Annotated in this window: 27 protein-coding genes and 1 pseudogene; 13 read left to right on the top strand and 15 right to left on the bottom strand. The window is 60.6% G+C overall.

What is annotated here, in order from left to right; genetic code table 11:
- Positions 1 to 36: 36 nt before the first annotated feature.
- From NMB39_RS00850 to dadA, 5 genes are all read right to left on the bottom strand, one after another.
- A complete protein-coding gene (locus NMB39_RS00850; protein ID WP_057022711.1) occupies positions 37 to 447 on the bottom strand; it encodes a c-type cytochrome in 411 nt (136 codons plus the stop codon).
- Positions 448 to 628: 181 nt separating this feature from the next.
- Entirely contained in the window at positions 629 to 1,177 is a 549-nt protein-coding gene (locus tag NMB39_RS00845; protein ID WP_005792468.1) for a cupin domain-containing protein, read from the bottom strand.
- A gap of 116 nt (positions 1,178 to 1,293) precedes the next feature.
- Entirely contained in the window at positions 1,294 to 2,367 is a 1,074-nt protein-coding gene (gene alr, locus NMB39_RS00840; RefSeq protein WP_057022710.1) for an alanine racemase, read from the bottom strand.
- 79 nt (positions 2,368 to 2,446) lie between these two features.
- Positions 2,447 to 2,800, bottom strand: a complete 354-nt coding sequence (locus NMB39_RS00835; RefSeq protein ID WP_057011419.1) for a RidA family protein — start codon at positions 2,798 to 2,800, stop codon at positions 2,447 to 2,449.
- Positions 2,772 to 4,073: a D-amino acid dehydrogenase gene (gene dadA / locus NMB39_RS00830; RefSeq protein WP_494339709.1), complete on the bottom strand. Its 1,302-nt coding sequence runs from the start codon at positions 4,071 to 4,073 to the stop codon at positions 2,772 to 2,774. Before dadA ends, NMB39_RS00835 begins: the two co-directional genes overlap by 29 nt.
- 156 nt (positions 4,074 to 4,229) lie before the next feature.
- Here dadA and NMB39_RS00825 point away from each other — a divergent pair, with 156 nt between their 5' ends.
- Positions 4,230 to 4,718, top strand: a complete 489-nt coding sequence (locus NMB39_RS00825) for an Lrp/AsnC ligand binding domain-containing protein (protein WP_003176896.1) — start codon at positions 4,230 to 4,232, stop codon at positions 4,716 to 4,718.
- A gap of 61 nt (positions 4,719 to 4,779) precedes the next feature.
- Here the strand turns inward: NMB39_RS00825 and NMB39_RS00820 are convergent, their stop codons facing one another.
- Positions 4,780 to 5,133, bottom strand: coding sequence for a YkgJ family cysteine cluster protein (locus NMB39_RS00820; RefSeq protein ID WP_043046884.1), 354 nt, complete (start codon positions 5,131 to 5,133; stop codon positions 4,780 to 4,782).
- Between the two features lie 115 nt (positions 5,134 to 5,248).
- Here NMB39_RS00820 and NMB39_RS00815 point away from each other — a divergent pair, with 115 nt between their 5' ends.
- Positions 5,249 to 6,541 carry an NAD(P)/FAD-dependent oxidoreductase gene (locus NMB39_RS00815; protein WP_494339710.1) on the top strand — a complete coding sequence of 431 codons (1,293 nt, stop codon included), beginning with the start codon at positions 5,249 to 5,251 and terminating at the stop codon, positions 6,539 to 6,541.
- Here NMB39_RS00815 and NMB39_RS00810 read toward each other — a convergent pair whose 3' ends face one another.
- The gene (locus NMB39_RS00810; RefSeq protein ID WP_198719768.1) at positions 6,542 to 6,766 is read right to left on the bottom strand and encodes a DUF1127 domain-containing protein; all 225 of its coding nucleotides are present in this window, start codon (positions 6,764 to 6,766) and stop codon (positions 6,542 to 6,544) included.
- A 166-nt stretch (positions 6,767 to 6,932) separates the two neighbouring features.
- Between NMB39_RS00810 and NMB39_RS00805 the strand changes: the two genes are divergently transcribed.
- Both NMB39_RS00805 and NMB39_RS00800 read left to right on the top strand, forming a co-directional pair.
- Complete coding sequence (locus NMB39_RS00805; RefSeq protein ID WP_057022706.1) at positions 6,933 to 8,357, top strand: aminotransferase-like domain-containing protein; 1,425 nt, start codon at positions 6,933 to 6,935, stop codon at positions 8,355 to 8,357.
- A gap of 62 nt (positions 8,358 to 8,419) precedes the next feature.
- Positions 8,420 to 9,988: a phospholipase D family protein gene (locus NMB39_RS00800; protein WP_057022705.1), complete on the top strand. Its 1,569-nt coding sequence runs from the start codon at positions 8,420 to 8,422 to the stop codon at positions 9,986 to 9,988.
- A 26-nt stretch (positions 9,989 to 10,014) separates the two neighbouring features.
- On the opposite strand, the gene NMB39_RS00795 is transcribed toward NMB39_RS00800, so the two are convergent.
- Both NMB39_RS00795 and NMB39_RS00790 read right to left on the bottom strand, forming a co-directional pair.
- On the bottom strand, positions 10,015 to 11,157 hold the full coding sequence (locus NMB39_RS00795; protein WP_057022704.1) for an MFS transporter: 1,143 nt from the start codon (positions 11,155 to 11,157) through the stop codon (positions 10,015 to 10,017).
- A gap of 156 nt (positions 11,158 to 11,313) precedes the next feature.
- The gene (locus NMB39_RS00790; RefSeq protein ID WP_057022703.1) at positions 11,314 to 12,807 is read right to left on the bottom strand and encodes an aldehyde dehydrogenase; all 1,494 of its coding nucleotides are present in this window, start codon (positions 12,805 to 12,807) and stop codon (positions 11,314 to 11,316) included.
- A 229-nt stretch (positions 12,808 to 13,036) separates the two neighbouring features.
- Here NMB39_RS00790 and NMB39_RS00785 point away from each other — a divergent pair, with 229 nt between their 5' ends.
- Positions 13,037 to 13,399 (top strand): cupin domain-containing protein, encoded by a 363-nt coding sequence (locus tag NMB39_RS00785; protein WP_046070085.1) that lies wholly within the window; start codon positions 13,037 to 13,039, stop codon positions 13,397 to 13,399.
- A gap of 71 nt (positions 13,400 to 13,470) precedes the next feature.
- On the opposite strand, the gene rpmG is transcribed toward NMB39_RS00785, so the two are convergent.
- Positions 13,471 to 13,626, bottom strand: coding sequence for a 50S ribosomal protein L33 (gene rpmG, locus NMB39_RS00780; protein WP_003176906.1), 156 nt, complete (start codon positions 13,624 to 13,626; stop codon positions 13,471 to 13,473).
- An 11-nt stretch (positions 13,627 to 13,637) separates the two neighbouring features.
- The gene (gene rpmB / locus NMB39_RS00775) at positions 13,638 to 13,871 is read right to left on the bottom strand and encodes a 50S ribosomal protein L28 (RefSeq protein WP_003176907.1); all 234 of its coding nucleotides are present in this window, start codon (positions 13,869 to 13,871) and stop codon (positions 13,638 to 13,640) included.
- Positions 13,872 to 14,329: 458 nt separating this feature from the next.
- On the opposite strand from rpmB, the gene NMB39_RS00770 reads away from it, so the two are divergent.
- The gene (locus NMB39_RS00770; protein ID WP_046070086.1) at positions 14,330 to 15,922 is read left to right on the top strand and encodes an ABC transporter substrate-binding protein; all 1,593 of its coding nucleotides are present in this window, start codon (positions 14,330 to 14,332) and stop codon (positions 15,920 to 15,922) included.
- A 127-nt stretch (positions 15,923 to 16,049) separates the two neighbouring features.
- Here NMB39_RS00770 and radC read toward each other — a convergent pair whose 3' ends face one another.
- A complete protein-coding gene (gene radC, locus NMB39_RS00765; protein ID WP_306956684.1) occupies positions 16,050 to 16,724 on the bottom strand; it encodes a RadC family protein in 675 nt (224 codons plus the stop codon).
- Positions 16,725 to 16,867: 143 nt separating this feature from the next.
- Between radC and coaBC the strand changes: the two genes are divergently transcribed.
- The 4 genes and pseudogenes from coaBC to argB all read left to right on the top strand — a co-directional run bounded on the left by coaBC (position 16,868) and on the right by argB (position 21,124).
- Complete coding sequence (coaBC, locus tag NMB39_RS00760) at positions 16,868 to 18,076, top strand: bifunctional phosphopantothenoylcysteine decarboxylase/phosphopantothenate--cysteine ligase CoaBC (RefSeq protein ID WP_043048060.1); 1,209 nt, start codon at positions 16,868 to 16,870, stop codon at positions 18,074 to 18,076.
- Between the two features lie 5 nt (positions 18,077 to 18,081).
- Positions 18,082 to 18,537, top strand: coding sequence for a dUTP diphosphatase (gene dut, locus NMB39_RS00755; RefSeq protein WP_003213270.1), 456 nt, complete (start codon positions 18,082 to 18,084; stop codon positions 18,535 to 18,537).
- A 254-nt stretch (positions 18,538 to 18,791) separates the two neighbouring features.
- Positions 18,792 to 20,198: pseudogene (locus NMB39_RS00750) on the top strand (phosphomannomutase/phosphoglucomutase); the annotation flags it as partial.
- A 20-nt stretch (positions 20,199 to 20,218) separates the two neighbouring features.
- A complete protein-coding gene (gene argB / locus NMB39_RS00745; protein WP_057023331.1) occupies positions 20,219 to 21,124 on the top strand; it encodes an acetylglutamate kinase in 906 nt (301 codons plus the stop codon).
- Between the two features lie 197 nt (positions 21,125 to 21,321).
- Here the strand turns inward: argB and pyrE are convergent, their stop codons facing one another.
- Entirely contained in the window at positions 21,322 to 21,966 is a 645-nt protein-coding gene (pyrE, locus tag NMB39_RS00740) for an orotate phosphoribosyltransferase (protein ID WP_057023330.1), read from the bottom strand.
- Between the two features lie 82 nt (positions 21,967 to 22,048).
- On the opposite strand from pyrE, the gene crc reads away from it, so the two are divergent.
- A complete protein-coding gene (crc, locus tag NMB39_RS00735; protein ID WP_003195493.1) occupies positions 22,049 to 22,828 on the top strand; it encodes a catabolite repression control protein Crc in 780 nt (259 codons plus the stop codon).
- Positions 22,829 to 22,887: 59 nt separating this feature from the next.
- On the opposite strand, the gene NMB39_RS00730 is transcribed toward crc, so the two are convergent.
- Positions 22,888 to 23,256 carry a DUF4870 domain-containing protein gene (locus NMB39_RS00730; protein WP_043048064.1) on the bottom strand — a complete coding sequence of 123 codons (369 nt, stop codon included), beginning with the start codon at positions 23,254 to 23,256 and terminating at the stop codon, positions 22,888 to 22,890.
- Positions 23,257 to 23,278: 22 nt separating this feature from the next.
- Positions 23,279 to 24,001, bottom strand: coding sequence for a ribonuclease PH (gene rph / locus NMB39_RS00725; protein WP_043048066.1), 723 nt, complete (start codon positions 23,999 to 24,001; stop codon positions 23,279 to 23,281).
- A gap of 190 nt (positions 24,002 to 24,191) precedes the next feature.
- On the opposite strand from rph, the gene NMB39_RS00720 reads away from it, so the two are divergent.
- Positions 24,192 to 25,055, top strand: coding sequence for a YicC/YloC family endoribonuclease (locus NMB39_RS00720; RefSeq protein WP_057023329.1), 864 nt, complete (start codon positions 24,192 to 24,194; stop codon positions 25,053 to 25,055).
- 10 nt (positions 25,056 to 25,065) lie between these two features.
- Positions 25,066 to 25,686, top strand: a complete 621-nt coding sequence (gene gmk / locus NMB39_RS00715; protein WP_003213284.1) for a guanylate kinase — start codon at positions 25,066 to 25,068, stop codon at positions 25,684 to 25,686.
- Positions 25,687 to 25,816 lie beyond the last annotated feature (130 nt).

Here is a 25,816-nt window from a genome sequence, read left to right as displayed (position 1 = left end):
CGCTCGTAAGCGGCGTTTTTGGCGAAGATCGGCTGATTACAGACCAGACATCTTCTTGATGGCGCCTTTGAGGTCATCATCCGAGCAATCAGCGCAGGTGCCTTTTGGTGGCATGGCGTTGATACCGGTGATGGCCTTGGCCAGGATGCCGTCGAGGCCGCCCTGATGATCGGCGCGCTCTTTCCAGGCAGCGGTGTCGCCAACTTTCGGCGCACCCAAGAGGCCAGTGCCGTGGCACGCGTTACAGTGCTTGGCGATAATCTCGTCCGGCGTCTTCGCACCGCCGCCACCCGCTGCCACGGCCACTTCCATGCCCTTGCACTCCTGGCCCTGGACGCACACCTGGCCCACGGGCTCCAGGCGCTTGGCAATATCATCATTGGTCGCAGCCTGGGCGCTGACAGCCCATAGGGCCAGTACGGTTGCTGGTGCAGCCAGCATTTTCATAATTAGGTTCACGCGTTCACCCTCAATGGTGGCTATTCACGCCTGCGGCCACGGTTTCGCAGGCGGCGAAAGTATAACGGTTAGCCCGCCTGGCCGAAACAACCCTATTAAATAAAGGGAGATTCAACCTCGCGGAATACTGCACGGGCGTCTCTACAACGTTGGCAGGACGCCTCTTCTGTTAAAAGTTCGCGGGCGTGGCTGCGCTGATTAGTCGCGCCGGCACGTCGAACGGGTTGCGAAAACGATGAGGCTTGGTGCTTTCAAAGTAGTAGCTATCGCCAGCTTCGAGCACAAAAGTTTCAAGACCGACCACCAGTTCCAGGCGACCCTCCAGCAGGATCCCGGTTTCTTCACCTTCGTGGGTGAGCATTTCTTCGCCTGTGTCGGCGCCCGGCGGGTAGATTTCGTTGAGAAATGCGATGGCCCGGCTCGGGTGTGCCCGGCCCACCAGTTTCATGGTGACTGCACCGTCAGAGATGTCGATCAGCTCATTGGCTTTATAGACGATCTGCGTCGGTATTTCCTGGAGGATCTCCTCGGAAAAGAACTCGACCATGGACATAGGGATACCGCCCAGCACCTTGCGCAAGGAGCTGATCGAGGGGCTGACGCTGTTTTTCTCGATCATCGAAATGGTGCTGTTGGTGACGCCCGCACGCTTGGCGAGCTCACGCTGGGAAAGACCTTTGAGTTTACGGATGGATTGCAGTCGTTCGCCGACGTCCAATGCAGGAGCCTCCTAGGATTCAGGCTTTGTTGTAATTGAGCGTTATCATGGCGACAGCGTTCAGTATTTACAACACTTGGGCCTAAATCCCGGACAGCTTGGTTCGTAGCCGGCGGCTAAGCCCCGGAATAGAGGCGTGGCACTCGGCGCAGGTTGCAGAAGATCTGGTAAGGAATGGTCTCAGCGGCCACGGCGACGTCACTGGCGAGGATAGTCTTGCCCCACAGTTCCACAGTGGAACCGAGGCCCGCCTGGGGTACGTCGGTGAGGTCGACACAGAGCATGTCCATGGACACACGCCCCAGCAGTTGGCTGCGCTGGCCCGCCACCAGCACTGGCGTGCCGGTTGGCGCATGGCGCGGGTAGCCGTCGGCATAGCCCATGGCAACCACACCAACACGCATCGGCTTGGGCGTGACGAACTTGGCGCCATAGCCCACGGGCTCACCGGCGGGTAGCTCGCGTACGCAGATAACTTTGGACTCAAGGGTCATCACTGGCTGCAAACGGGCAGCGAGCGCTTGATCTTCACCAAATGGCGTTGCGCCGTAGAGCATGATGCCCGGGCGCACCCAGTCGCTGGTCATCGTCGGCCAGCCCAGCACCGACGGCGAATTGCGCAGGCTGACTTCGGCCGCCAGGCCTTTTCGCGCCGCTTCGAATACGGCCACCTGTTCATCACTGCGCACGCAATCGAGTTCATCGGCGCGGGCGAAGTGGCTCATCAACACAATCTTGGCGACCTTGCCGCTGGCCAGCAGGCGCTGATAGGCCTCGTGGTAATCCTTGGGATGCAGGCCGACGCGGTGCATGCCCGAATCCAGCTTGAGCCAGACCGTCAACGGCTTGCTCAGGCGGGCCTGTTCGATGGCGTCCAACTGCCATAGCGAATGCACCACGCACCACAAGTCATGCTCGATGATCAGCGGCAGCTCGTCGGCCTCGAAAAACCCTTCCAGCAGCAGCACCGGCGCACGAATGCCGGCAGCACGCAATTCCAGGGCTTCCTCGATGCACGCCACGGCAAACCCGTCGGCCTCGGCTTCCAGCGCCTGGGCCACACGCACGGCACCATGGCCGTAGGCGTCTGCCTTGATCACGGCGAGGGCCTTGGCCCCCGTGACTTCACGGGCCAGTTGATAGTTATGGCGCAGGGCTTGGAGGTCGATCAGGGCACGGGCTGGACGCATGGCGGCAGGCTTCTAGGCAGCAAGGTGAAGAAAAAACCGGTGCCGACCAACAGCGTCGGCGCCGGGAGAGGGATCGTTATTAAGGCAGCGCAGCCACGACGGACAGCTCGACCAGGATTTGCGGCTCGCAGAGCTTGGCTTCAACCGTGGCGCGGGCCGGGGCGACGCCCTTGGGCAGCCACTTGTCCCATACCGCATTCATGCCGGCGAAGTCAGCGTCGATGTCTTTCAAATAGATCGTCACCGACAGCAACTTGCTCTTGTCAGTGCCGGCCAGGTCCAGCAGACGCTCGATATTGGCCAGGGTTTCACGTGTCTGCTGTTCAATCCCGGCGCTCATGTCGTCGCCGACTTGCCCTGCCAGATACACGGTACCGCTGTGGACAACGATCTGGCTCATGCGCTCATTGATGAGCTGGCGCTGGATTGACATGTTTCGCGGACTCCTGGTGGTTGCCATAACGGGAAATATCGAGGCCTGCGGCGCTGATCTGCGGGGTTTTCCTGGCCATCAGGTCGGCCAGCAAGCGACCGGAGCCACAGGCCATGGTCCAACCGAGCGTGCCGTGACCGGTATTCAGGAACAGGTTCTTGAATGGGGTCGCACCGACAATCGGCGTGCCGTCGGGCGTGGTCGGGCGCAAGCCGGTCCAGAAACTGGCTTGGGCCAAATCGCCGCCCTGAGGATAAAGGTCGTTGACGATCATCTCCAGGGTTTCACGTCGACGTGGGTTCAGCGACAGGTCAAAACCGGCTATTTCAGCCATGCCACCAACACGAATGCGGTTGTCGAAACGGGTGATCGCGACTTTGTAGGTCTCGTCGAGAATAGTCGAGGTCGGCGCCATGGCCGGGTTGGTGATCGGTACGGTCAGCGAGTAGCCCTTGAGCGGGTACACCGGTGCCTTGATCCCCAATGGCTTGAGCAGCTTCGGCGAATAACTGCCAAGGGCCAGGACGTAGCGGTCGGCGGTTTCCAGCTTGCCGTCTATCCACACGCCGTTGATGCGATCACCTGCATAATCCAGGCGCTGGATGTCCTGTTCAAAGCGGAACTCCACACCCGACTGCTTGCACATATCAGCCAGGCGCGTGGTGAACATCTGGCAGTCGCCAGTCTGGTCATTCGGCAAACGCAGGGCACCGGCGAGGATATCCGTGACGCTGGCCAGGGCCGGCTCAACCCGAGCAATGCCGGCGCGATCAAGCAGTTCGAACGGCACGCCGGACTCCTGCAGCACGGCGATGTCCTTGGCGGCACCGTCGAGCTGGGCCTGGGTGCGGAACAGCTGGGTCGTACCGAGGCTACGGCCTTCGTAGGCAATGCCGGTCTCGGCGCGCAATTCGTCGAGGCAGTCACGACTGTACTCGGACAGGCGCACCATGCGCTCCTTGTTCACCGCATAGCGGCTGGCCGTGCAGTTACGCAGCATCTGCGCCATCCACAGGTATTGATCGATGTCGGCGGTGGCCTTGATCGCCAGCGGCGCGTGGCGTTGCAACAGCCACTTGATGGCCTTGAGCGGCACGCCCGGCGCAGCCCATGGGGATGCGTAGCCAGGAGAGACCTGGCCGGCGTTGGCGAAACTGGTTTCCATGGCAGCGGCAGGCTGACGATCGACCACGACAACATCGAAGCCGGCCCGCGCCAAATAGTAGGCACTGGTCACCCCAATGACGCCGCTACCCAAGACCAGAACGCGCATTTTTATATCCTCATCACGGGCTTAGCCGCTGACGTGTGTTATTCGAGCAATGATGGCCGCAGTATAAAAAGCAATCGCCAGTGCATTTCACTATATAAATGCCTATATTTGGCGACAATTCTCGGCAAAAACCCTTTTGACAGAGGCGTATCCCCTATGCGTACCAACACCCAGACCAAGCGGGAGCTGGACAAGATCGACCGTAATATCCTGCGCATCCTGCAAACCGATGGGCGTATCTCGTTTACGGAGTTGGGAGAGAAGGTCGGGCTGTCCACCACTCCCTGTACCGAGCGGGTGCGACGCCTGGAGCGCGAAGGGATCATCATGGGCTACAACGCGCGGCTCAACCCCCAGCATTTGAAAGGAAGTTTGCTGGTATTTGTCGAGATCAGCCTCGATTACAAGTCGGGTGATACCTTCGAAGAGTTTCGCCGCGCCGTACTGAAACTGCCCCATGTGCTGGAGTGCCACTTGGTGTCAGGGGACTTCGACTACCTGGTGAAGGCGCGGATTTCCGAGATGGCCTCGTACCGCAAATTGCTCGGCGATATCCTGCTCAAGTTGCCCCATGTGCGCGAATCCAAGAGCTATATCGTGATGGAAGAGGTGAAAGAGAGCCTTAACCTGCCGATTCCGGACTGACTCACCAGCACAACTCATCCAAATGTGGGAGCAAGCCCCCCACATTGGCCGAGAACATCCGCTAGACCAATACCTGCCGGGTGCTCGCCATGTACTCATGAATCTGTTTTTCCACCCGTGGATGAATCAGCTCCACCGGTCCCCGTCCATTGGGGCATGGCAGGGTCTTGGTGGTGCCAAACAACCTGCAGATCAACGGCCGCTCGTCATACACCGTGCAACCGTTGGGCCCCAGGTGCACGCAGTTCAACTCGTCCATGGCCGCCTCCTGCTCTGCGGCGGTCTTGCGCGGCAGGCGCGACATTTCCTCAGGCGACGTCGTCACCGGCCCACAGCAGTCGTGGCAACCTGGGACGCACTCGAACGAAGGAATCTGTCGACGCAGCGCGCTGATTTTCTGCCTGTTGCAACTCATCGAAACACACACCGAACCGCGAATAAGCATGGATTCTGACGCAAAACGCCCTGCGCAGACAGCCTCGTCCGACCGCTGTATCCTGCGTCAAATTTTCCAAACAGGGATGCTCCCCATGACCGCCAGCGCCCGGCACACCGCTTCCTACTATGCCGCCAGCAGCCTGCCGCAACCGGATTACCCGACATTGACCGGCGATGTGCGTGCCGATGTGTGCGTGATCGGCGGTGGTTTCTCCGGGCTCAATGCCGCCCTGGAACTGGCCCAGCGCGGCTTCAGCGTGGTGTTGCTGGAAGCGCGCAAGATCGGCTGGGGCGCCAGCGGGCGCAATGGCGGCCAGTTGATTCGCGGCGTTGGCCACGGACTGGATCAGTTCGCCAATGTGATTGGCAGCGACGGCGTGCGCCAGATGAAACTGATGGGTCTGGAAGCCGTGGAGATCGTGCACGAGCGCGTGGAGCGTTTCCAGATTCCCTGTGACCTGACTTGGGGCTACTGCGATCTGGCCAACAAACCCCGTGACCTGCAGGCCCTGGCCGAAGACGCCGAAGAGCTGCGCAGCCTGGGCTATCGCCACGAGGTGCGCCTGCTGCAAGCCAGCGAGATGGGCAGTGTGATCGGCTCCGACCGCTATGTCGGCGGCATGATCGACATGGGCTCCGGCCACCTGCACCCGCTGAACCTCGCACTGGGTGAAGCCGGCGTCGCGCAGCAGTTGGGCGTGAAGCTGTATGAACAATCAGAAGTGACCCGCATCGACTACGGCCCCGAGGTCAAGGTGCACACGGCCCAAGGCTGTGCGCGCGCCCAGACCCTGGTACTGGCCTGCAACGCCTACCTGAACGGGCTCAACCCGCAACTAAGCGGCAAGGTGCTGCCCGCCGGCAGTTATATCATCGCCACCGAACCCTTGAGCCAGGCGCAAGCCGCCAACCTGTTGCCGCAGAACATGGCCGTGTGCGACCAACGCGTGACGGTGGACTACTTCCGTCTGTCCGCCGACCGCCGCCTGTTGTTCGGCGGCGCCTGCCACTATTCCGGTCGTGACCCGAAGGACATCGGCGCCTATATGCGGCCGAAGATGTTGCAGGTGTTCCCACAATTGACCGAGGTGAAGATCGACTACCAATGGGGCGGCATGATCGGCATCGGTGCCAATCGACTGCCACAGATTGGTCGCCTGGCCGATCACCCCAACGTGTATTACGCCCAGGCGTACGCCGGTCATGGCCTCAACGCCACCCACCTTGCGGGCAAGCTGTTGGCCGAGGCTATCAGCGGCGAGCAACAGGGGCGCTTCGACCTGTTCGCCCAGGTGCCACACATCACCTTTCCCGGCGGCAAGCACCTGCGCTCGCCGCTGCTGGCCCTGGGGATGCTCTGGCACCGCCTCAAGGAACTGGTTTGATCAATCGCGCCAGAAGGGTTTCAAACCTTCATGGCGCGCCTGTTCAGCGCTAAGCCCTACGTCGCGCAGTTGCTCACTGGTCAGGTCCAGCAGGGCTTTGCGTGTATGACGACGGCGCCAGAACATCCCCCAGCGACTCTCGGTCGGCGCGGTCATCGTCCGCGCTTGCCCCGCTTCCAGTTCCTGGCTGCGTAACGCCAGCCGCACATCGCTCATACCGTTCATTTTGCTGTCCCTCATTGGCGTGTTGCCTTGAGTGGACAGCATGCGCGGGCGGTCAAAACCATTACAGATTCAAACTATTTTTATTAAAACAATACAGACACTGCCTATGGGCGGCTGAATCCTGTATTTTCCCCCTATCTGTACTGGTCCCTCGGGAGCGACCATCATGACCCTCTACGTCAACCTTGCCGAATTGCTTGGCACCCGCATCGAGCAGGGTTTCTACCGTCCGGGGGATCGACTGCCTTCGGTGCGAGCCTTGAGTGTTGAACATGGGGTCAGCCTGAGCACCGTACAGCAAGCCTACCGGTTGCTCGAAGACAATGGCCTGGCGACGCCTAGACCCAAGTCTGGTTACTTTGTGCCAGCCAGCCGCGAGCTGCCGGCGCTGCCCGAGGTCGGTCGCCCGGCTCAGCGGCCGGTGGAAATCTCCCAATGGGACTTGGTGCTGGAGCTGATTCGCGCGGTGCCACGCAAGGGCGTCATACAGCTGGGCCGTGGCATGCCGGATGTACTGTCGCCCACCTTGAAGCCGCTGCTACGCAGCCTGGCCCGCGTAAGCCGACGCCAGGATCTGCCGGGGCTGTATTACGACAACATCCTCGGCTGTATGGAGCTGCGCGAGCAAATTGCCCGGCTGTCATTGGACTCGGGCTGCCAGCTGAACGCCGAGGACATCGTAATCACGACCGGCTGTCACGAAGCGCTGTCCGCCAGTATCCATGCGATTTGCCAGCCTGGGGATATCGTCGCGGTGGATTCGCCCAGCTTCCACGGCGCTATGCAAACTCTCAAGGGCCTGGGCATGAAAGCCCTGGAGATCCCCACCGATCCGCTCACCGGCATCAGCCTCGAGGCCCTTGAGCTGGCGCTGGAGCAGTGGCCGATCAAAGTCATCCAGCTCACCCCGAACTGCAACAACCCGTTGGGCTACATCATGCCGGAGGCGCGTAAACGCGCCCTGCTGACCCTGGCCCAACGCTTCGACGTGGCCATCATTGAAGACGATGTGTATGGCGAACTGGCCTACAGCTACCCGCGCCCGCGCACGATCAAATCCTTCGACGAAGATGGCCGCGTGCTGCTGTGCAGTTCGTTCTCGAAAACCCTGGCGCCAGGCCTGCGCATTGGCTGGGTCGCCCCGGGGCGCTACCTGGAACGGGTACTGCACATGAAATACATCAGCACCGGCTCCACCGCCACCCAGCCGCAGATCGCAATTGCCGAATTTCTCAAGGGCGGCTATTTCGAGCCGCATTTGCGCAGGATGCGCACGCAATACCAGCGCAATCGCGACTTGATGCTCGACTGGGTCAGCCGCTACTTCCCCGCCGACACCCGCGCCAGTCGGCCTCAGGGCAGCTTCATGCTGTGGGTTGAACTGCCGGAGGGCTTCGACACCTTGAAGCTCAACCGTGTGCTGGTGGAACAAGGTGTACAAATAGCCGTAGGCAGTATCTTTTCGGCCTCCGGCAAGTACCGTAATTGCCTGCGCATGAACTACGCTGCCAAGCCAACGCCACAGATTGAAGAGGCCGTGCGCAAGGTCGGCGCCGCCGCAAGCAAACTGCTGGCAGAAACGGCGGACTGACCTTTCCCGCTCAATTGCCGTCATATACCGACAAACGCCATGATCTGGAAGCAGCTCCCTTGATGATTCGACGGCTTTTACCGTTTTTCCTGTTGGGAGCCCTGGCCCTGGGTGGCTGCGCGACGGTCAACGTACCGCGCATTCCCAGCGATGCCCTGCCGGCGACGCAGTCGTCATTCGGCCGCTCGATCCAGGCCCAGGCAGCGCCGTACCAGGGGCGTTCGGGCTTCCGCCTGCTGCCCAACAGCAGCGAGGCCTTCATGGCCCGCGCCGAGTTGATCCGCAATGCCCAGACCAGCCTCGACCTGCAGTACTACATCGTGCACGACGGCATCAGTACGCGCATGCTCGTGGATGAACTGCTCAAGGCGGCTGACCGCGGGGTGCGCGTGCGTATCCTGCTGGATGACACCACCAGCGGCGGCCTCGATCAGGTCATAGCCACCCTCGCCGCCCACCCCCAGATCCAGATTCGCCTGTTCAACCCCCTGCACCTGGGCCGCAGCACCGGCATCACGCGTACCCTGGCGCGTGCGTTCGACCTGTCGCTGCAACATCGGCGCATGCATAACAAACTGTGGCTGGCGGACAACAGCGTGGCGATCGTTGGCGGACGCAACCTGGGCGATGAGTACTTCGACGCCGAGCCTAACCTGAATTTCACCGATATCGACATGCTCAGCGTCGGGCCGGTGGCCGAGCAGTTAGGCCACAGTTTCGACCAGTACTGGAACAGCGCCCTGAGCAAGCCGATCGACGAGTTCGTCTCCAACAAGCCCTCCAGGCTCGACCTCGCTACTGCCCGCGTGCGCCTGGAGGCATCACTGGCCGAATCGCGCCAGCAGAACCATGCCTTATATAACCGCTTGCGTACCTACCAGACCCAGCCACGCATGGACATCTGGCGTCGCGAGCTGATCTGGGCCTGGAACCAGGCGCTGTGGGACGCACCGAGCAAAGTACTGGCCAAGGCTGACCCTGACCCGCGCCTATTGCTCACCACCCAACTGGCACCGGAGCTGGAAGGGGTCAGCCAGGAGCTGATCATGATTTCGGCGTATTTCGTTCCGGGGCCTTCCGGGCTGGTGTACCTGACGGGGCGCGCCGATGCGGGTGTCTCGGTAAGACTGCTGACCAACTCCCTTGAAGCCACCGACGTACCGGCCGTGCATGGCGGCTACGCGCCCTATCGCAAGGCATTGCTGGAGCACGGGGTGAAACTCTACGAGCTGCGTCGGCAACCGGGCGATCCAAGCGCTGGCAGCGGCCCACACTTGTTTCGTCGAGGCAGCTTCCAGGGCTCGGACTCCAGCCTGCACAGCAAGGCGATGATCTTCGATCGAAAGAAGTCGTTTATCGGCTCGTTCAACTTCGATCCACGCTCAGTTCTGTGGAACACCGAAGTCGGCGTGATGGTAGACAGCCCCGAACTGGCGGAACACGTGCGCAACCTGGCACTGCAAGGTATGGCGCCGGCGTTGAGCTACGAGGCGAAACTGCAGGATGGCCAGATAGTGTGGGTGACCGAGGACAACGGCCAACTGCACACCCTGACCCGTGAGCCGGGCAGTTGGTGGCGCAGGTTCAATGCCTGGTTCGCCACTTCAATTGGCCTGGAACGCATGCTCTAAGACCAACGAAGCCCACGCCCACAAGTTCAGACCGGTTGCGCTGCTCCAAACGCCCCCTGGCGCAGCAACAACACCACCAGCCCCAACGCCCCAACTGCCATCAGCAGCGGCAACGCATGCCCGCTGATCCACTGGCTGCCCGCACCGGCCACCAGCGGCCCTACCAGGCAGCCAATGCCCCACAGCTGCGCCACATGAGCATTGGCACGCACCAGCGCATCGTCGCGGTAACGCTCGCCAATCAAAATCAGCGACAAGGTAAACAACCCGCCGGCACTGGCGCCGAACAGCACCCACACCGGCCAGATCAGCAGTGTGTGCATCAACATCGGCACCGCCAGGCTCGACGCCAGCAACAGCAAGGCACAGCCCAGGAACAGCGTGCGCCGTGGCAGGTAGTCGGCCAGCGCGCCGATGGGCAATTGCAACAGCGCATCACCCACCACCACCGTGCTGACCATCGCCAAGGCGATTTCGGCAGTGAAGCCCTGTTGCAGGCAGTACACCGGCAACAGCGTCAGAATCATCGCTTCAAACGCAGCGAATAATGCCACCGCCCAGGCAATCGCCGGCAGACTCAGGCAGAACCGCCACAGCTCGCTGAACGTGACACTGAACGCATCCGCCGTCGGTGCCCCGGAACGCCCCAGCAACAGCAGCGGCGCCACCACCAACAGGCCCACGCCCACCCAGAAACCGTAGTCATGGTCAGTCCCCATCAGGCCCAGCAACAATGGCCCCGACAGTTGGCTCAAGGCATAGGTACAGCCATACAGCGCCACCAGGCGGCCACGCCACTGCTCAACCACCAGCTGGTTGATCCAGCTTTCGCCCAGGATAAATACAATGGTCAGGATTACCCCGATCATCAATCGCAGCACCAGCCACACCGGGTAGCTGGGCAGGATCGCCAGCAGGCCGATGGACACCGCCCCGGCCCACAGGCACAGGCGCATCAGGTTGGCGGTGCCAAGCCAGGACGCCATTCGGCTGGAAACCTTGGCCCCCAGCAATACGCCGAACGCCGGCATCGCCGCCATCACACCGATGGCGAAACTGCCGTAGCCCCAGCTTTCAAGGCGCAGGGATACCAACGGCATGCTGACGCCCAACGCCAGGCCAACGCTGAGTACCGAGGCCAGGACGGCGAAGTAAGTCGCCCAACGCATTGCCACGCTCCTGTGGAGATTTAAAGGTTCACACAAAACAGTGTGGGAGGGGGCTTGCTCCCGATAGCTTGGTATCAGCCACCGCATGGGGTGACTGGTCTACCGCTATCGGGAGCAAGCCCCCTCCCACATTTGCCTGCGGCGTTTCCTGCAGGTTTAGAGCTTGATCCAGGTTGCCTTAAGCTCCGTGTACTTGTCGAAGGCATGCAGCGACTTGTCGCGGCCATTACCCGACTGCTTGAACCCGCCAAACGGCGCGGTCATGTCGCCGCCGTCGTACTGGTTGACCCACACGCTACCGGCACGCAGGGCCTTGGCGGTCAGGTGCGCCTTGGAGATATCCGCCGTCCACACCGCCGCGGCCAGGCCGTATTGGGTGTCGTTGGCGATGGCGATGGCTTCTTCGGCGCTGTCAAACGTAAGCACCGACAGCACTGGGCCAAAGATCTCTTCCTGGGCAATCTTCATGGCATTGGTCACGCCGTCGAAAATCGTCGGCTCAACGTAGGTGCCGCCGGACTCCTCCAGAGTGCGCTTGCCGCCTGCGACCAGCTTGGCGCCATCGGCGTGACCGGCCTCGATGTACGAGAGCACGGTGTTCATCTGCTGCGTATCCACCAGTGCACCGACGTTGGTGGCCGGGTCCAGCGGGTTGCCCGGCTTCCAGCCCTTGAGCGCCTCGATTACCAGCGGCAGGAAGGTGTCCTTGATCGAACGCTCCACCAGCAGGCGCGAGCCGGCGGTGCAGACTTCGCCCTGGTTGAAGGCGATGGCGCCAGCGGCAGACTCAGCGGCCGCTTGCAGGTCCGGCGCATCGGCAAACACGATGTTCGGGCTCTTGCCGCCGGCTTCCAGCCACACACGCTTCATGTTCGACTCGCCGGAGCGGATCAACAGTTGCTTGGCGATCTTGGTAGAACCGGTGAATACCAGGGTATCGACGTCCATATGCACTGCCAGGGCATTGCCCACGGTGTGACCATAGCCCGGCAATACGTTGAACACGCCTTTTGGAATGCCGGCTTCAACGGCCAGGGCAGCAATACGGATGGCCGTCAGCGGGGACTTTTCAGACGGCTTGAGGATCACAGAGTTACCGGTGGACAACGCCGGACCGAGTTTCCAGCAGGCCATCATCAACGGGAAGTTCCACGGCACGATGGCGCCTACCACGCCGACTGGCTCGCGGGTCACCAGGCCCAATTGGTCGTGCGGAGTAGCTGCGACTTCATCGTAGATCTTGTCGATGGCCTCGCCGCTCCAGCTCAGGGCATTCGCCGCGCCCGGAACGTCGATGTTCAGGGAATCGCTGATGGGCTTGCCCATGTCCAGGGTTTCAAGCAACGCCAGCTCTTCGGCATTGGCCTTGAGCAGCGCGGCGAAACGGATCATCACTGACTTGCGCTTGGCCGGCGCCAGGCGCGACCAGACACCGGAGTTGAAGGTGGCACGGGCATTTTCCACGGCACGCTGGGCATCGCTGGCGTCACAGCTGGCAACGGTGGCCAGCAAGCGGCCATCCACCGGGCTGATGCACTCGAAGGTGTCGCCGGAAACGGCGGCGGTGTATTCGCCATTGATATAGGCACGGCCTTCGATCTTCAGATCCTTGGCGCGTTGTTCCCAGTCGGCACGGGTCAGGGTGGTCATGCAAGTGTCCTCCTCTTATTGAATACAAGGGGCCTGGGGTTCAACCCGGCACCTTCACGAATTCTTGCCCGGCCAGCCTGCTGTTCGGCTCAAGGCAGCTGCCACCCTAAACCAGCGGCTGGGGATGTTTCAATATATTTGACATAACGGCGGCAAACGCCCTTGCGATGTTCATTTTAATAAACATAGACTTTGGGCTCTCCAACCCCAGGCCAGACGGGACACGCACATGAGCATCCAGGATATCGTCGATTTCAGCCAAGCCAACACGGCCCCCGACCGCTACCGCCCCGCCGCCGAAAAAGTTCTCAAGGGCGATCCGGAGCAGACGCTCTATAACCACTACAACAGTCCGTGCGGGCAGATGAATGCCGGGGTGTGGGAAGGCGAAGTCGGGCAATGGAAGGTCAACTACACCGAACATGAGTACTGCGAGATTGTGCAGGGGGTTTCGGTGCTGCGCGACGCCGAGGGCAACGCCAAGACCTTGCGTGCTGGCGACCGCTTTGTGATTCCCGCTGGTTTCAGCGGTACCTGGGAAGTACTGGAGCCGTGCCGCAAGATCTATGTGGTATTCGAACAAAAAGCCTGATCAGCAAATCACAGGCAAAAAAAAGCCCGCATCGTGAGATACGGGCTTTTTTTCACAAGGAAGAAAATCAATTACTTGATTTTGCCTTCTTTGTAGATCACGTGCTTGCGAACGCGCGGGTCGAACATTTTCTTTTCGAGCTTGTCCGGGGTAGTACGCTTGTTCTTGTCGGTAGTGTAGAAGTGACCAGTACCGGCGCTAGAGATCATTCGAATCAATTCACGCATGATAGAGCTCCTTAGATCTTGCCAGCGGCGCGGATTTCGGCCAGCACGACAGTGATGCCGCGCTTGTCGATGATACGCATGCCTTTGGCAGATACACGCAGGCGAACAAAACGTTTCTCTTCTTCAACCCAGAAGCGGTGATGCTGCAGGTTCGGCAGGAAACGACGACGGGTTTTGTTATTTGCGTGGGAAATGTTATTCCCAGTCACCGGACCCTTACCGGTAACTTGACAGACTCTCGACATGCCTCAGCCCTCTAAAACCACATGCCCAACCCGGCATGGGTTGGCCGCTTAATCTCTCAGTCATTTGGCGCCAGGCGCCGCGTTTCTTTAGGGTCTTACCGGCTACACCTACAAGCGAAGGAACCGGGCCCCTAGAAAAGAGCGCTGCTTTATACCAGAAAGACCCCAGTGCAACAACAGCTCGTGTGTTTTTACCACCGTAAATCTTAGTGGCAGACGCCTGAACCACTGCCAGGAGGGGCCGCTGTGACAGCCGACCGCTCGTCGCACAGAATGATTTACAGCGCCCACAGGCACGGCGAAGTACACGGCGAAACGCGCTGAGGCGCCATCAAAACAGCATTTTGGCCAAAAGCACAGGCAAAAATGGGCTAGTCATTTATCAATCAGACCTCTACGGTAGGCTTTTTCCAGACTGCACTCGCAGATGGGCCTTCGATCTGCACAGGAAACCGAATATGCGCCTCGCTGCCCTACCGCTATTGCTTGCTCCTCTCTTTATCGCGCCGACAGCTATCGCGGCCACCAACCTGAGCGTCTGCACCGAGGCCAGCCCCGAGGGGTTCGATGTGGTGCAGTACAACTCGCTGACTACCACCAATGCCTCAGCAGACGTGCTGATGAACCGCCTGGTGGACTTCGACGCAGCCAGCGGCAAACTGGTACCGAGCCTGGCGGACAGTTGGGAAGTCTCATCCGATGGCCTGACCTACACCTTCAAGCTGCACCCGGGCGTGAAATTCCACCGCACCAACTATTTCAACCCCAGCCGTACGTTGACCGCCGAAGACGTACGCTTCAGCTTCGAGCGCATGCTTGATCCGGCCAACCCGTGGCACAAGATCGCCCAGAGCGGCTTCCCCCACGCCCAATCCCTGCAATTGCCGGCACTGGTCAAGAAGATTGACGCCCTTGACCCGTTGACCGTGCGTTTCACCCTCGACCACGCCGACTCCACCTTCCTTGCGTCGCTGAGCATGGGCTTTGCCTCGATCTACCCGGCTGAATATGCCGATAAACTGCTCAAGGCCGGCACTCCCGAGAAGCTCAACAGCCAGCCAATCGGCACCGGTCCGTTCGTTTTCGTGCGTTTTCAGAAAGATGCCGTGGTGCGCTACAAGGCCAACCCGGACTACTTCGCCGGCAAGCCGGCGGTGGATAACTTGATCTTCGCCATTACTCCGGATGCCAACGTACGCCTGCAGAAGCTGCACCGCGATGAATGCCAGATCGCTCTTTCGCCCAAGCCATTGGATGTGGGCGAGGCCGAAAAAGACCCAGCCTTGAAGGTGGAAAAAACCGCCGCCTTCATGACTGCATTCGTCGCCATCAACAGCCAGCACCCACCGTTGGACAAGCCCGAGGTGCGCCAGGCGATCAACTTGGCCTTTGACAAGAACAGCTACCTCAAGGCCGTATTCGAAGGCACCGGCGAAGCAGCCAATGGTGTCTACCCGCCGAACACCTGGAGCTATGCCCAGGATTTGCCGGGCTATCCACAAGATCTCGCCAAAGCCAAGGCGCTGCTCGACCGTGCCGGGCTCAAGGACGGCTTCAAGACCACGATATGGACTCGCCCTACCGGTAGCCTGCTGAACCCCAACCCGAATCTTGGCGCACAGCTGTTGCAGGCCGACCTGGCCAAGGTCGGCATCCAGGCCGAAATCCGTGTGATCGAATGGGGCGAGTTGATTCGCCGCGCCAAGGCCGGCGAGCACGACCTGCTGTTCATGGGCTGGGCTGGCGACAACGGCGACCCGGATAACTTCCTGACCCCGCAGTTCTCCTGCGCAGCAGTGAAGTCCGGCACCAACTTCGCCCGCTATTGCGATCCCGCGCTGGATAAATTGATCCGCGCCGGCAAGACCACCAGCGAGCAAGGCGTGCGCACCAAGCTGTATCAACAGGCCCAGGCGCAGATCCAGCAGCAGGCCCTGTGGCTGCCGCTGGCACATCCGACGGCGTTTGCCCTGGCCCGCAAGAATGTCGAGGGCTATCAGGTGAGCCCGTTCGGGCGTCAGGATTATTCGAAAGTCAGTGTCAAACCGTAAGGCGCAACACCTTGCACTGTAAGAGCGAGCTTGCTCGCGAAGATCGTTAACGATAATGCGAAAACCCTGGTGACCCGCGAGATCATCAGGTTTTCGCGAGCAAGCTCGCTCCTAGATACGGGTGTCGTTATATCCACCCGTATTCAGCCATCGACAGCGGGTCACCATCTCCAACGATGATGTGATCCAACACGCGCACATCCACCGCCTCCAAGGCCTTTTGCAGCAACTTGGTCAATTTTCGATCAGCTGCGCTGGGCTCTACATTCCCGGACGGATGGTTGTGACACAGGATCAACGCCGCCGCGTTGTACGCCAGCGCGCGCTTGACCACTTGCCGCGGATAAACAATCGCAGTGTCGATGGTGCCCTGAAACATTGCCTCAAAACCCAACACCCGGTGTCTTGAATCAAGGAACAGGCAGCCAAAGATCTCATGGGGTTCGTGGCGCAGTAGTGCCTTGAGATACTCGCGCACGGCCAGCGGGCTCTCCAGCACCGAATCAGCGCGCAAGCGCTCGGCCATGTGGCGCCGGGACATTTCCAGCACCGCCTGCAGCTGGGCAAACTTCGCCGGCCCCAGCCCCAGATGCTGGCTGAACAGCGTCTGGCTGGCCTCCAGCAGTGGGCGCAAACCACCGAATTGCGCCAACAGATGGCGCGCCAGATCGACCGCACTTCTACCGGAAACCCCTGTACGCAGGAAGATCGCCAACAACTCGGCATCGGACAGGCTCGCCGCGCCGCCTTCCAACAACTTCTCCCGCGGGCGCTCCGCCACGGGCCAATCACGAATACTCATCCTACCTCCGTGTGTACCTGCTCCGCTGTTGCCCAGCGGGCGCTGTGTTATCGTAGGCGCTCTTTTTTGCATGCGATTTCACCTGGGGAGGGGTCATCGCAGGCGTCACTGAACTGGCATCACTGAACTGGAAAGGCAAACCAATGCAGCGTCTGTATCGGAAACGCATCGTTCTCGGCGTCGGCGGCGGCATTGCCGCCTACAAGAGCGCAGAGCTGGTTCGCAGGCTCCTGGACCAGGGCGCCGAAGTACGCGTGGTCATGACCCGTGGCGGCAGTGAGTTCATCACCCCACTGACCATGCAGGCCCTGTCCGGTCACCCGGTTCACCTGGACCTGCTCGACCCGGCGGCCGAAGCCGCCATGGGCCATATCGAGCTGGCCAAATGGGCCGACCTGGTACTGATCGCCCCGGCCACCGCCGACCTGATCGCCCGCCTGGCCCAGGGCATCGCCGATGACCTGCTGACCACACTGGTATTGGCCACCGACGCCACCGTCGCCATCGCCCCGGCCATGAACCAGGCCATGTGGCGCGACCCAGCTACCCAGGCCAATACCCAGCTCCTGCAAAGCCGCGGCCTCAAGGTGTTCGGCCCCGCTTCCGGCAGCCAAGCCTGCGGCGATGTCGGCATGGGCCGCATGCTCGAAGCCACCGACCTGGCACAGTGCGCCGCCGAGTGCTTCCAGCACCTGGCCCTGACCGGCAAGCACGTGCTGATCACCGCCGGCCCGACTCAGGAAAACATCGACCCGGTGCGCTACATCACCAACCATAGCTCAGGAAAAATGGGCTTCGCGTTGGCAGAAGCAGCGGTCGAGGCAGGCGCACGGGTCACCCTGATCACCGGCCCGGTGCATCTGCCCACCCCTGACCGCGTCACGCGAATCGACGTAGTCAGCGCCCGGGACATGCTGGCAGCCTGTGAAGCGGCCATTCCCTGCGACCTGTTCATCGCCTCGGCAGCGGTTGCGGATTACCGCCCGGAAGTCGTCGCCCCGCAAAAGCTCAAGAAAGACCCCACAAGTGGTGACGGCCTGCTCCTGCAGATGGTGCGCAACCCGGACATCCTGGCCACCATCGCCACTCGTCCGGATCGCCCGTTCAGTGTAGGTTTTGCTGCCGAAACCGAGCACCTGCTGGACTACGCCGCACGCAAACTGAAAGACAAAAACCTCGACCTGATCGTTGCCAATGATGTCGCCAACCCGAGCATCGGCTTCAACAGCGAGGAAAATGCGTGCAGCGTGATCGACCGCGAGCTGCACGCCACCCTTTTCGCCCAGACCAGCAAGGGCAAGATTGCCCGCCAACTGATCTCTTTTATCGCCCAACGGCTGAACCAGGTTTAATTTCCATGCACGCTTTGCAAGCCAAGATCCTCGATCCCCGCATCGGCAACGAATTCCCCCTGCCGGCCTACGCCACTCCAGGCTCCGCCGGCCTGGACCTGCGCGCCATGCTCAAGCAAGACACCGTCCTTGAACCGGGCCAGACCATCCTGATCCCCACCGGCCTGTCGATTTATGTTGGCGACCCTGGCCTGGCGGCGCTGATCCTGCCGCGCTCCGGCCTGGGCCATAAACACGGAATCGTGCTGGGCAACCTGGTCGGCCTGATCGACTCCGACTACCAGGGCGAGCTGATGGTGTCGTGTTGGAACCGTGGCCAGACCGCATTCAACATCGCAGTCGGCGAACGCATCGCCCAGCTGGTATTGGTGCCCGTAGTACAGGCGCACTTCGAACTGGTAGAAGAGTTCGACGAAACCCAGCGCGGCGCAGGTGGTTTTGGGCATTCCGGCAGTCACTGACTAAGCTGAATCAGGCCGGACACCCTGGTCCGGCCCGATGCCACCGCCCGGCGTTTCAGGATGAAGAATGCGCGGAGCTCACGAACGAGATTTATCCAGCAAAATCAATGTATTACTTGACCGTGCGGGCAAGCCAAAAGCCCCGATGGCACTTTTACACCACGAACTCTCTGCCGAAAACGCCGTCATACCCTTCAGTTTGAGCCTGCCGGCCAGCCCCATTCAGGCCAGCCCCGCCCCTTTCAGATGGAGTTTCCCCCGCGATGAGTACTGCAGCCCGCGTAGCCCCGACCTTCCCCGACAGCATTTTTCGCGCCTATGACATTCGGGGCGTGGTACCCAAGACCCTGACCGCCGAAACCGCCTACTGGATTGGCCGCGCCATCGGCTCCCAGAGCCTGGCCCAGGACGAACCCAACGTGTCAGTGGGGCGTGACGGCCGCTTGTCCGGCCCGGAGCTAGTCGAGCAACTGATCCAGGGCCTGGCCGACAGCGGCTGCCACGTCAGCGACGTCGGCCTGGTGCCGACACCCGCGCTGTATTACGCCGCCAATGTCCTGGCCGGCAAATCCGGGGTGATGCTCACCGGCAGTCATAACCCTTCGGACTACAACGGGTTCAAGATCGTCATCGCAGGCGACACCCTGGCCAACGAACAGATCCAGGCCCTGCACAAGCGCCTCAAAACCAACGACCTGACCAGTGGCCAGGGCACCGTCACCAAAGTCGACATCCTGCAGCGCTACTCTGACGAAATCACCCGCGACGTCAAGCTCGCACGCCGCATGAAAGTCGTGGTGGACTGCGGCAACGGCGCGGCCGGCGTGATCGCACCGCAGTTGCTCGAAGCCCTGAACTGCGAGGTGATCCCGCTGTTCTGCGAGGTCGATGGCAACTTCCCCAACCATCACCCGGACCCAGGCAAGCCAGAAAACCTGGTGGACCTGATCGCCAAGGTCAAAGAAGTGGGCGCCGACGTGGGCCTGGCCTTCGATGGTGACGGCGACCGCGTGGGCGTGGTGACCGAAACCGGCGAGATTGTGTTCCCGGACCGCCTGCTGATGCTGTTCGCCCGCGACGTGGTGGCGCGCAATGCCAACGCCGAGATCATCTTCGACGTGAAATGCACCCGCCGCCTGACACCATTGATAAAGGAATACGGCGGTCGCCCGCTAATGTGGAAGACCGGTCACTCGTTGATCAAAAAGAAAATGAAGGAAACCGGCGCGCTGTTGGCCGGTGAGATGAGCGGCCACGTATTCTTCAAGGAGCGCTGGTTTGGGTTTGACGACGGTATTTACAGCGCCGCTCGTCTGCTGGAGATCCTCAGCAAGGAAAAATCTACGGCAGAAGAGCTGTTTCAGACCTTCCCGAATGATATTTCTACGCCTGAGATCAATATCCATGTGACCGAGGAGAGCAAATTCAGCATCATTGACGCACTGCATGATGCGCAATGGGGTGAAGGCGCCGACCTGACCACCATTGATGGTGTGCGAGTCGATTACGCCAAAGGCTGGGGCCTGGTTCGCGCGTCCAACACCACACCGGTGCTGGTCCTGCGTTTCGAGGCGGATTCCGAGGCTGAGCTGCAGCGCATCAAGGACGTGTTCCACGTCCAGTTGAAACGTGTTGCCCCTGACCTTCAATTACCGTTCTGATTTTTTGCCCGGAGCCCTGAATGACCCTCGAACGCGAAGCCGCTGCCAACACCGCCAAGGTCCTGTCCGAAGCGTTGCCTTACATTCGACGCTACGTCGGCAAGACGCTGGTGATCAAGTACGGCGGCAATGCCATGGAAAGCGACGAGCTGAAAACCGGCTTTGCCCGCGACATCGTGCTGATGAAAGCCGTAGGGATCAACCCAGTGGTGGTGCACGGCGGCGGCCCGCAGATCGGCGAACTGCTCAGGCGACTGTCGATCGAGAGCCACTTCATCGATGGCATGCGCGTCACTGACGCGCAAACCATGGACGTGGTGGAAATGGTCCTCGGCGGCCAGGTCAACAAAGACATCGTCAACCTGATCAACCGCCACGGCGGCAGCGCCATCGGCCTGACCGGCAAGGATGCGGAGCTGATCCGCGCGAAAAAACTGACTGTTACCCGCAAAACTCCGGAGATGACCCAGCCGGAAATCATCGATATCGGCCAGGTCGGCGAAGTGATCGGCATCAACACCGATCTGCTGAACCTGCTGGTCAAGAGCGATTTCATCCCGGTGATCGCACCTATCGGTGTGGGCGCCAATGGCGAGTCCTACAACATCAATGCTGACCTGGTAGCGGGCAAGGTGGCTGAAGCACTGCAGGCTGAAAAGCTGATGCTGCTGACCAACATTGCCGGCCTGATGGACAAGGAAGGCAAGGTACTGACTGGCCTGTCCACCCAGCAAGTAGACGAGCTGATCGCCGACGGCACCATCTACGGCGGCATGCTGCCCAAGATCGGTTGCGCACTGGGCGCGGTACAGGGCGGCGTTGGTAGCGCGCTGATCCTGGATGGCCGTGTACCGAATGCGGTGCTGTTGGAGATCTTCACGGATACCGGCATGGGCACACTGATCAGCAACCGCAAGCGTCCTTAAAACGCTGCAAATAAAAGGCCCCGCTCAATCCGATTGAGCGGGGCCTTTTTGTATAGAGCGAAAGGACAATGGAGATCCCCTGTGGGAGGGGGCTTGCTCCCGATAGCATTGGATCAGCGAATGAATTGGGTGGCTGACACACCGCTATCGGGAGCAAGCCCCCTCCCACACAAACCCATTTCAACAAAAAGTCGGTATCAGACGCCAAACTGCTCGCGATACGCTCGCACTGCCGGCAAATGCTGCTTGAGCTGGGGATCATCCTCCAGGAACTGCAACACCTGGTTCAACGACACGATACTTACCACCGGAATGCCGAAATCCCGCTCCACTTCCTGGATCGCCGACAACTCACCGTTGCCGCGCTCCTGGCGGTTCAAGGCGATCAGCACCCCTGCAGCCTTGGCGCCGTCCTGGGACGCGATGATCTGCATCACTTCACGGATCGCGGTGCCGGCGGTGATCACGTCGTCGATGATCAGCACATCGCCGGCCAGCGGAGCACCGACCAGGCTGCCGCCTTCACCATGGGCCTTGGCTTCCTTGCGGTTGAAACACCATGGCAGATCCCGCCCATGATGTTCCGCCAGGGCCACCGCTGTAGCCGCAGCCAAGGGAATCCCCTTGTAGGCCGGGCCAAAGAGCACGTCGAAGGAGATACCGCTTTCAACGATGGCTGCCGCATAGAAACGACCCAGCTGAGCCAGGGCCGAACCCGAGTTGAACAGGCCCGCATTGAAGAAGTACGGGCTGGTGCGCCCGGACTTGAGAGTGAACTCACCGAAGCGTAGAACGCCGCGATCGATGGCAAAACGAATGAAATCGCGTTGATACGCCTGCATGAAAAAAGCCTCAGATACCACGGATTTAGCTAATTAGGTGGACGGCGTGTATCATACACGCACGCGATTTTTGGGGCCATTTATGCGGATCATCAGTGTGAACGTTAATGGTATTCAGGCTGCAGTCGAGCGTGGTTTGCTCAGTTGGCTGCAAGCACAGAATGCCGACGTCATCTGCCTGCAGGACACCCGCGCCTCCGCCTTTGAACTGGACGACCCAGCCTTCCAACTGGATGGCTACTTCCTTTATGCCTGCGATGCCGAAGTGCCCACCCAAGGTGGCGTGGCTTTGTACTCGCGGTTGCAACCCAAGGCGGTCATCAGCGGCCTCGGCTTCGAGACAGCCGACCGCTACGGGCGTTACCTGCAAGCCGATTTCGACAAGGTCAGCATCGCGACCTTGCTGCTTCCCTCGGGGCAGAACGGCGATGAAGACTTGAACCAGAAGTTCAAGCTAATGGACGACTTCGCCCGTTATCTGGATAAACAGCGACGCAAACGTCGCGAGTACATTTATTGTGGCTCGCTGTACGTGGCGCAACAGAAGCTGGATATCAAGAACTGGCGCGACAGCCAGCAATCCCCGGGCTTCCTGGCGCCGGAACGGGCCTGGATGGACGAGATTGTCGGCAACATGGGCTATGTCGATGCCCTGCGTGAAGTCAGCCGTGAAGGCGACCAGTACAGCTGGTGGCCGGATAACGAACAGGCCGAGATGCTCAACCTGGGTTGGCGCTTCGACTACCAGTTGCTGACCCCAGGCCTGCGTCGGTTCGTGCGCAGTGCACGCTTGCCGCGCCAGCCGCGCTTCTCGCAACACGCGCCATTGATCGTGGACTACGACTGGACATTGACCATCTGAGGTCGTTCTCCAGGCACAAAAAAACCGACAGCAATGTCGGTTTTTTTGTGGCCGGTCGGTTACTTGACCAGGCGCCAGGTCCACGGGTAGCGGTAAGCAACGCCTTTGTTGGCCTGGATCCCGGCGATGATCGTCAGTATCAGCGCCCCGATCACCAGCACGGTCATCAGCAAAAAGCCGATGACGACAAAGCCCAGCACCAGGCACACCAGCCAGGCGATCGCCACGGTAATCTGGAAATTCAGCGCTTCCTTGCCCTGATCATCGATAAGCGGGTCCACGTCCTTCTTGAACTGCCACAGGATCAGCGGCCCCAACAAGCTGCCGAAGGGGAATACCAACCCCGCAAACGCCGCGAAGTGACACAACATTGCCAACTGGCGTACTTCCTTGGACGGTGCCGGAACCGGCAACTGGCTGTCACTCATGGCGTTTCTCCTTGGCACCGGCTCAGTCGGCCAGCGCGGCGTTCTGCAGTTGGAAAATTTCGGTCATGCCTTTCTGGGCCAAAGCCAGCATCGCGTTCAGCTCAGCCGGCTGGAATGGCGCGCCTTCAGCGGTGCCCTGCACTTCGATGAAACCACCGGTGCTGGTCATGACCACGTTCAGGTCAGTCTCGGCGGCCGAATCCTCCAGGTAGTCCAGGTCCAGTACAGGCTCACCCTGGTACATGCCGACCGATACCGCGGCGATCATCTGCTTGAGCGGGTCACCGGCCTTGAGGCCGCCGCGTTTCTTGATCACTTTCAGCGCGTCGACCAGGGCCACCATGGCACCGGTGATGGAGGCAGTACGGGTACCGCCATCAGCCTGGATCACGTCGCAGTCGACGTACAGGGTCACGTCGCCCAGCTTGGACATGTCCAGGGCGGCGCGCAGGGAACGGCCGATCAGGCGCTGGATCTCCAGGGTGCGCCCACCTTGCTTGCCACGGCTGGCTTCACGCTGGTTACGCTCGCCAGTGGCGCGCGGCAGCATGCCGTATTCAGCGGTCAACCAACCCTGGCCCTGGCCCTTGAGGAAGCGCGGCACGCCGTTTTCGACGCTGACGGTGCAGATCACCTTGGTATCGCCAAACTCGACCAGTACGGATCCCTCGGCGTGTTTGGTGTAGTTGCGGGTGATGCGGATCGAGCGGAGCTGATCGGCAGCGCGACCACTTGGACGTTTCATAGGGGATACCTGTACGAAGGACGAAAAACTGCCGAGCATTATAGAGCCGCCAACCGATTCGGGGCACTTCTTAAAATTCGGTTACGAATGCGCATGTTTGGGCGCCTCCTGCGCACTGCGCTACAATCCTGCGCCTCGCTCCTACAGGTCGGCCTGGCCAATCTTTATTTATCCAACATGAGGTACCTCCATGGTGCACAGCATGACCGCCTTCGCCCGTGTCGAAAAAGCCGGAGCCCAAGGCACCCTCAGCTGGGAATTGCGCTCGGTCAACAGCCGTTACCTGGAGCCGCACCTGCGCCTGCCGGAGTCGTTCCGCGACCTCGAAGGCGCCGTCCGTGAAGCGCTGCGCCAGGGCATCTCCCGTGGCAAGCTGGAATGCACCCTGCGCTTTACCGAAGAAACTACCGGCAAGCCGCTGCAGGTCGACCGCGACCGCGCCGCGCAACTGGTGGCCGCCGCCGAAACCATCGCCGGCCTGATCAAGCAACCGGCCGCACTGAACCCCCTGGAAGTGCTGGCCTGGCCCGGCGTGCTGGTGGCCGACGCTACTGACCCGCAAGCCTTGAATGCCGAAGCCCTCGCCCTTTTCAACCAGGGCCTGAAGGAACTCAAGGCCGGTCGCGAGCGCGAAGGCGCCGAACTGGCGCGCCTGATCAACGAGCGTCTGACCTCGATCGAAGCAGACGTGATCACCCTGCGCGAACTGGTGCCGCAGATGCTCGCCACCCAGCGCCAGAAGGTTCTCGACCGCTTCACCGACATGAAGGCCGACCTTGACCCGACTCGCCTGGAACAGGAAATGGTCCTGCTCGCACAGAAGAGCGATGTGGCCGAAGAGCTCGACCGCCTGAGCACCCACATCCTTGAAGTGCGCCGCGTACTCAAGTCTGGCGGTGCCGCCGGTCGGCGCCTGGACTTCCTGATGCAGGAACTCAACCGCGAAGCCAATACACTGGGCTCCAAGGCGTTCGATCCGCGCAGTACCACGGCCGCGGTCAACCTCAAAGTGTTGATCGAGCAGATGCGCGAACAAGTACAGAATATTGAGTAAGGCAACCTCCATGACCCACAGCACCGGCACCCTTTACATCATTTCCGCCCCTTCGGGCGCGGGCAAGAGCAGCCTGGTCAAAGCCTTGACCGACGCTGACGAGCAGATCCGCATTTCGGTGTCCCACACCACCCGCGCCATGCGCCCGGGCGAGGTCAATGGCGTGCACTATCACTTCGTCGAACGCACCGAGTTCGTCAAGATGATCGAACATGGCGATTTCCTCGAACGTGCCGAAGTCTTCGGCAACCTCTACGGCACCTCCCAAAGCCACTTGCAGCAAACTCTGGACGAAGGCCACGACCTGATCCTGGAAATCGATTGGCAGGGCGCCGAGCAAGTACGCCAGCTGATGCCCAAGGCTCGCTCGATCTTCATCCTGCCGCCGTCGCTCGAAGCCTTGCACCAGCGCCTGACCAACCGCGGCCAGGACAGCGACGAGATCATCGAAGGCCGCATGCGCGAGGCCGTCAGCGAAATGAGCCACTACGTCGACTACGACTACCTGATCATCAATGACGATTTCGCCCATGCCCTGGACGATTTGAAGGCGATTTTCCGCGCCAACCAGCTCCAGCAAAAGCGTCAACAGCAACGTTTCGGCAAATTACTTGCCGAACTGCTCGGCTGATTGGCTCTTCCCAAAACTGCTGCAAGGGCCTTACATTGGCACTTGCAGCGGTTTTGCCAGGGTCTGCGAAAAATCAGCGCTTCCCTAAACGCTGGTGTTTTTTTAAACTGCTCAGTCCGCTCGCCCAACC

The organism is Pseudomonas sp. FBCC-B545, assembly GCF_059134095.1.
The sequence above is the reverse complement of the archived record's forward strand: the minus strand, read 5'-3'. Positions and strand labels throughout refer to the sequence as shown.

Bases quoted from the DNA above. Each gene is read 5' to 3' on its own strand.
- dut (WP_003213270.1), top strand. From the start codon at position 18,082: ATGCACGCTTTGCAAGCCAAGATCCTCGATCCCCGCATCGGCAACGAA.
- NMB39_RS00850 (WP_057022711.1), bottom strand. From the start codon at position 447: ATGAAAATGCTGGCTGCACCAGCAACCGTACTGGCCCTATGGGCTGTC.
- NMB39_RS00825 (WP_003176896.1), top strand. From the start codon at position 4,230: ATGCGTACCAACACCCAGACCAAGCGGGAGCTGGACAAGATCGACCGT.
- crc (WP_003195493.1), top strand. From the start codon at position 22,049: ATGCGGATCATCAGTGTGAACGTTAATGGTATTCAGGCTGCAGTCGAG.
- NMB39_RS00810 (WP_198719768.1), bottom strand. From the start codon at position 6,766: ATGAACGGTATGAGCGATGTGCGGCTGGCGTTACGCAGCCAGGAACTG.
- NMB39_RS00795 (WP_057022704.1), bottom strand. From the start codon at position 11,157: ATGCGTTGGGCGACTTACTTCGCCGTCCTGGCCTCGGTACTCAGCGTT.
- argB (WP_057023331.1), top strand. From the start codon at position 20,219: ATGACCCTCGAACGCGAAGCCGCTGCCAACACCGCCAAGGTCCTGTCC.
- NMB39_RS00820 (WP_043046884.1), bottom strand. From the start codon at position 5,133: ATGAGTTGCAACAGGCAGAAAATCAGCGCGCTGCGTCGACAGATTCCT.
- alr (WP_057022710.1), bottom strand. From the start codon at position 2,367: ATGCGTCCAGCCCGTGCCCTGATCGACCTCCAAGCCCTGCGCCATAAC.
- NMB39_RS00720 (WP_057023329.1), top strand. From the start codon at position 24,192: ATGGTGCACAGCATGACCGCCTTCGCCCGTGTCGAAAAAGCCGGAGCC.
- rpmB (WP_003176907.1), bottom strand. From the start codon at position 13,871: ATGTCGAGAGTCTGTCAAGTTACCGGTAAGGGTCCGGTGACTGGGAAT.
- rpmG (WP_003176906.1), bottom strand. From the start codon at position 13,626: ATGCGTGAATTGATTCGAATGATCTCTAGCGCCGGTACTGGTCACTTC.
- radC (WP_306956684.1), bottom strand. From the start codon at position 16,724: ATGAGTATTCGTGATTGGCCCGTGGCGGAGCGCCCGCGGGAGAAGTTG.
- NMB39_RS00800 (WP_057022705.1), top strand. From the start codon at position 8,420: ATGATTCGACGGCTTTTACCGTTTTTCCTGTTGGGAGCCCTGGCCCTG.
- NMB39_RS00835 (WP_057011419.1), bottom strand. From the start codon at position 2,800: ATGTCAATCCAGCGCCAGCTCATCAATGAGCGCATGAGCCAGATCGTT.
- NMB39_RS00790 (WP_057022703.1), bottom strand. From the start codon at position 12,807: ATGACCACCCTGACCCGTGCCGACTGGGAACAACGCGCCAAGGATCTG.
- rph (WP_043048066.1), bottom strand. From the start codon at position 24,001: ATGAAACGTCCAAGTGGTCGCGCTGCCGATCAGCTCCGCTCGATCCGC.
- NMB39_RS00770 (WP_046070086.1), top strand. From the start codon at position 14,330: ATGCGCCTCGCTGCCCTACCGCTATTGCTTGCTCCTCTCTTTATCGCG.
- pyrE (WP_057023330.1), bottom strand. From the start codon at position 21,966: ATGCAGGCGTATCAACGCGATTTCATTCGTTTTGCCATCGATCGCGGC.
- NMB39_RS00815 (WP_494339710.1), top strand. From the start codon at position 5,249: ATGACCGCCAGCGCCCGGCACACCGCTTCCTACTATGCCGCCAGCAGC.
- dadA (WP_494339709.1), bottom strand. From the start codon at position 4,073: ATGCGCGTTCTGGTCTTGGGTAGCGGCGTCATTGGGGTGACCAGTGCC.
- coaBC (WP_043048060.1), top strand. From the start codon at position 16,868: ATGCAGCGTCTGTATCGGAAACGCATCGTTCTCGGCGTCGGCGGCGGC.
- NMB39_RS00805 (WP_057022706.1), top strand. From the start codon at position 6,933: ATGACCCTCTACGTCAACCTTGCCGAATTGCTTGGCACCCGCATCGAG.
- gmk (WP_003213284.1), top strand. From the start codon at position 25,066: ATGACCCACAGCACCGGCACCCTTTACATCATTTCCGCCCCTTCGGGC.
- NMB39_RS00785 (WP_046070085.1), top strand. From the start codon at position 13,037: ATGAGCATCCAGGATATCGTCGATTTCAGCCAAGCCAACACGGCCCCC.
- NMB39_RS00730 (WP_043048064.1), bottom strand. From the start codon at position 23,256: ATGAGTGACAGCCAGTTGCCGGTTCCGGCACCGTCCAAGGAAGTACGC.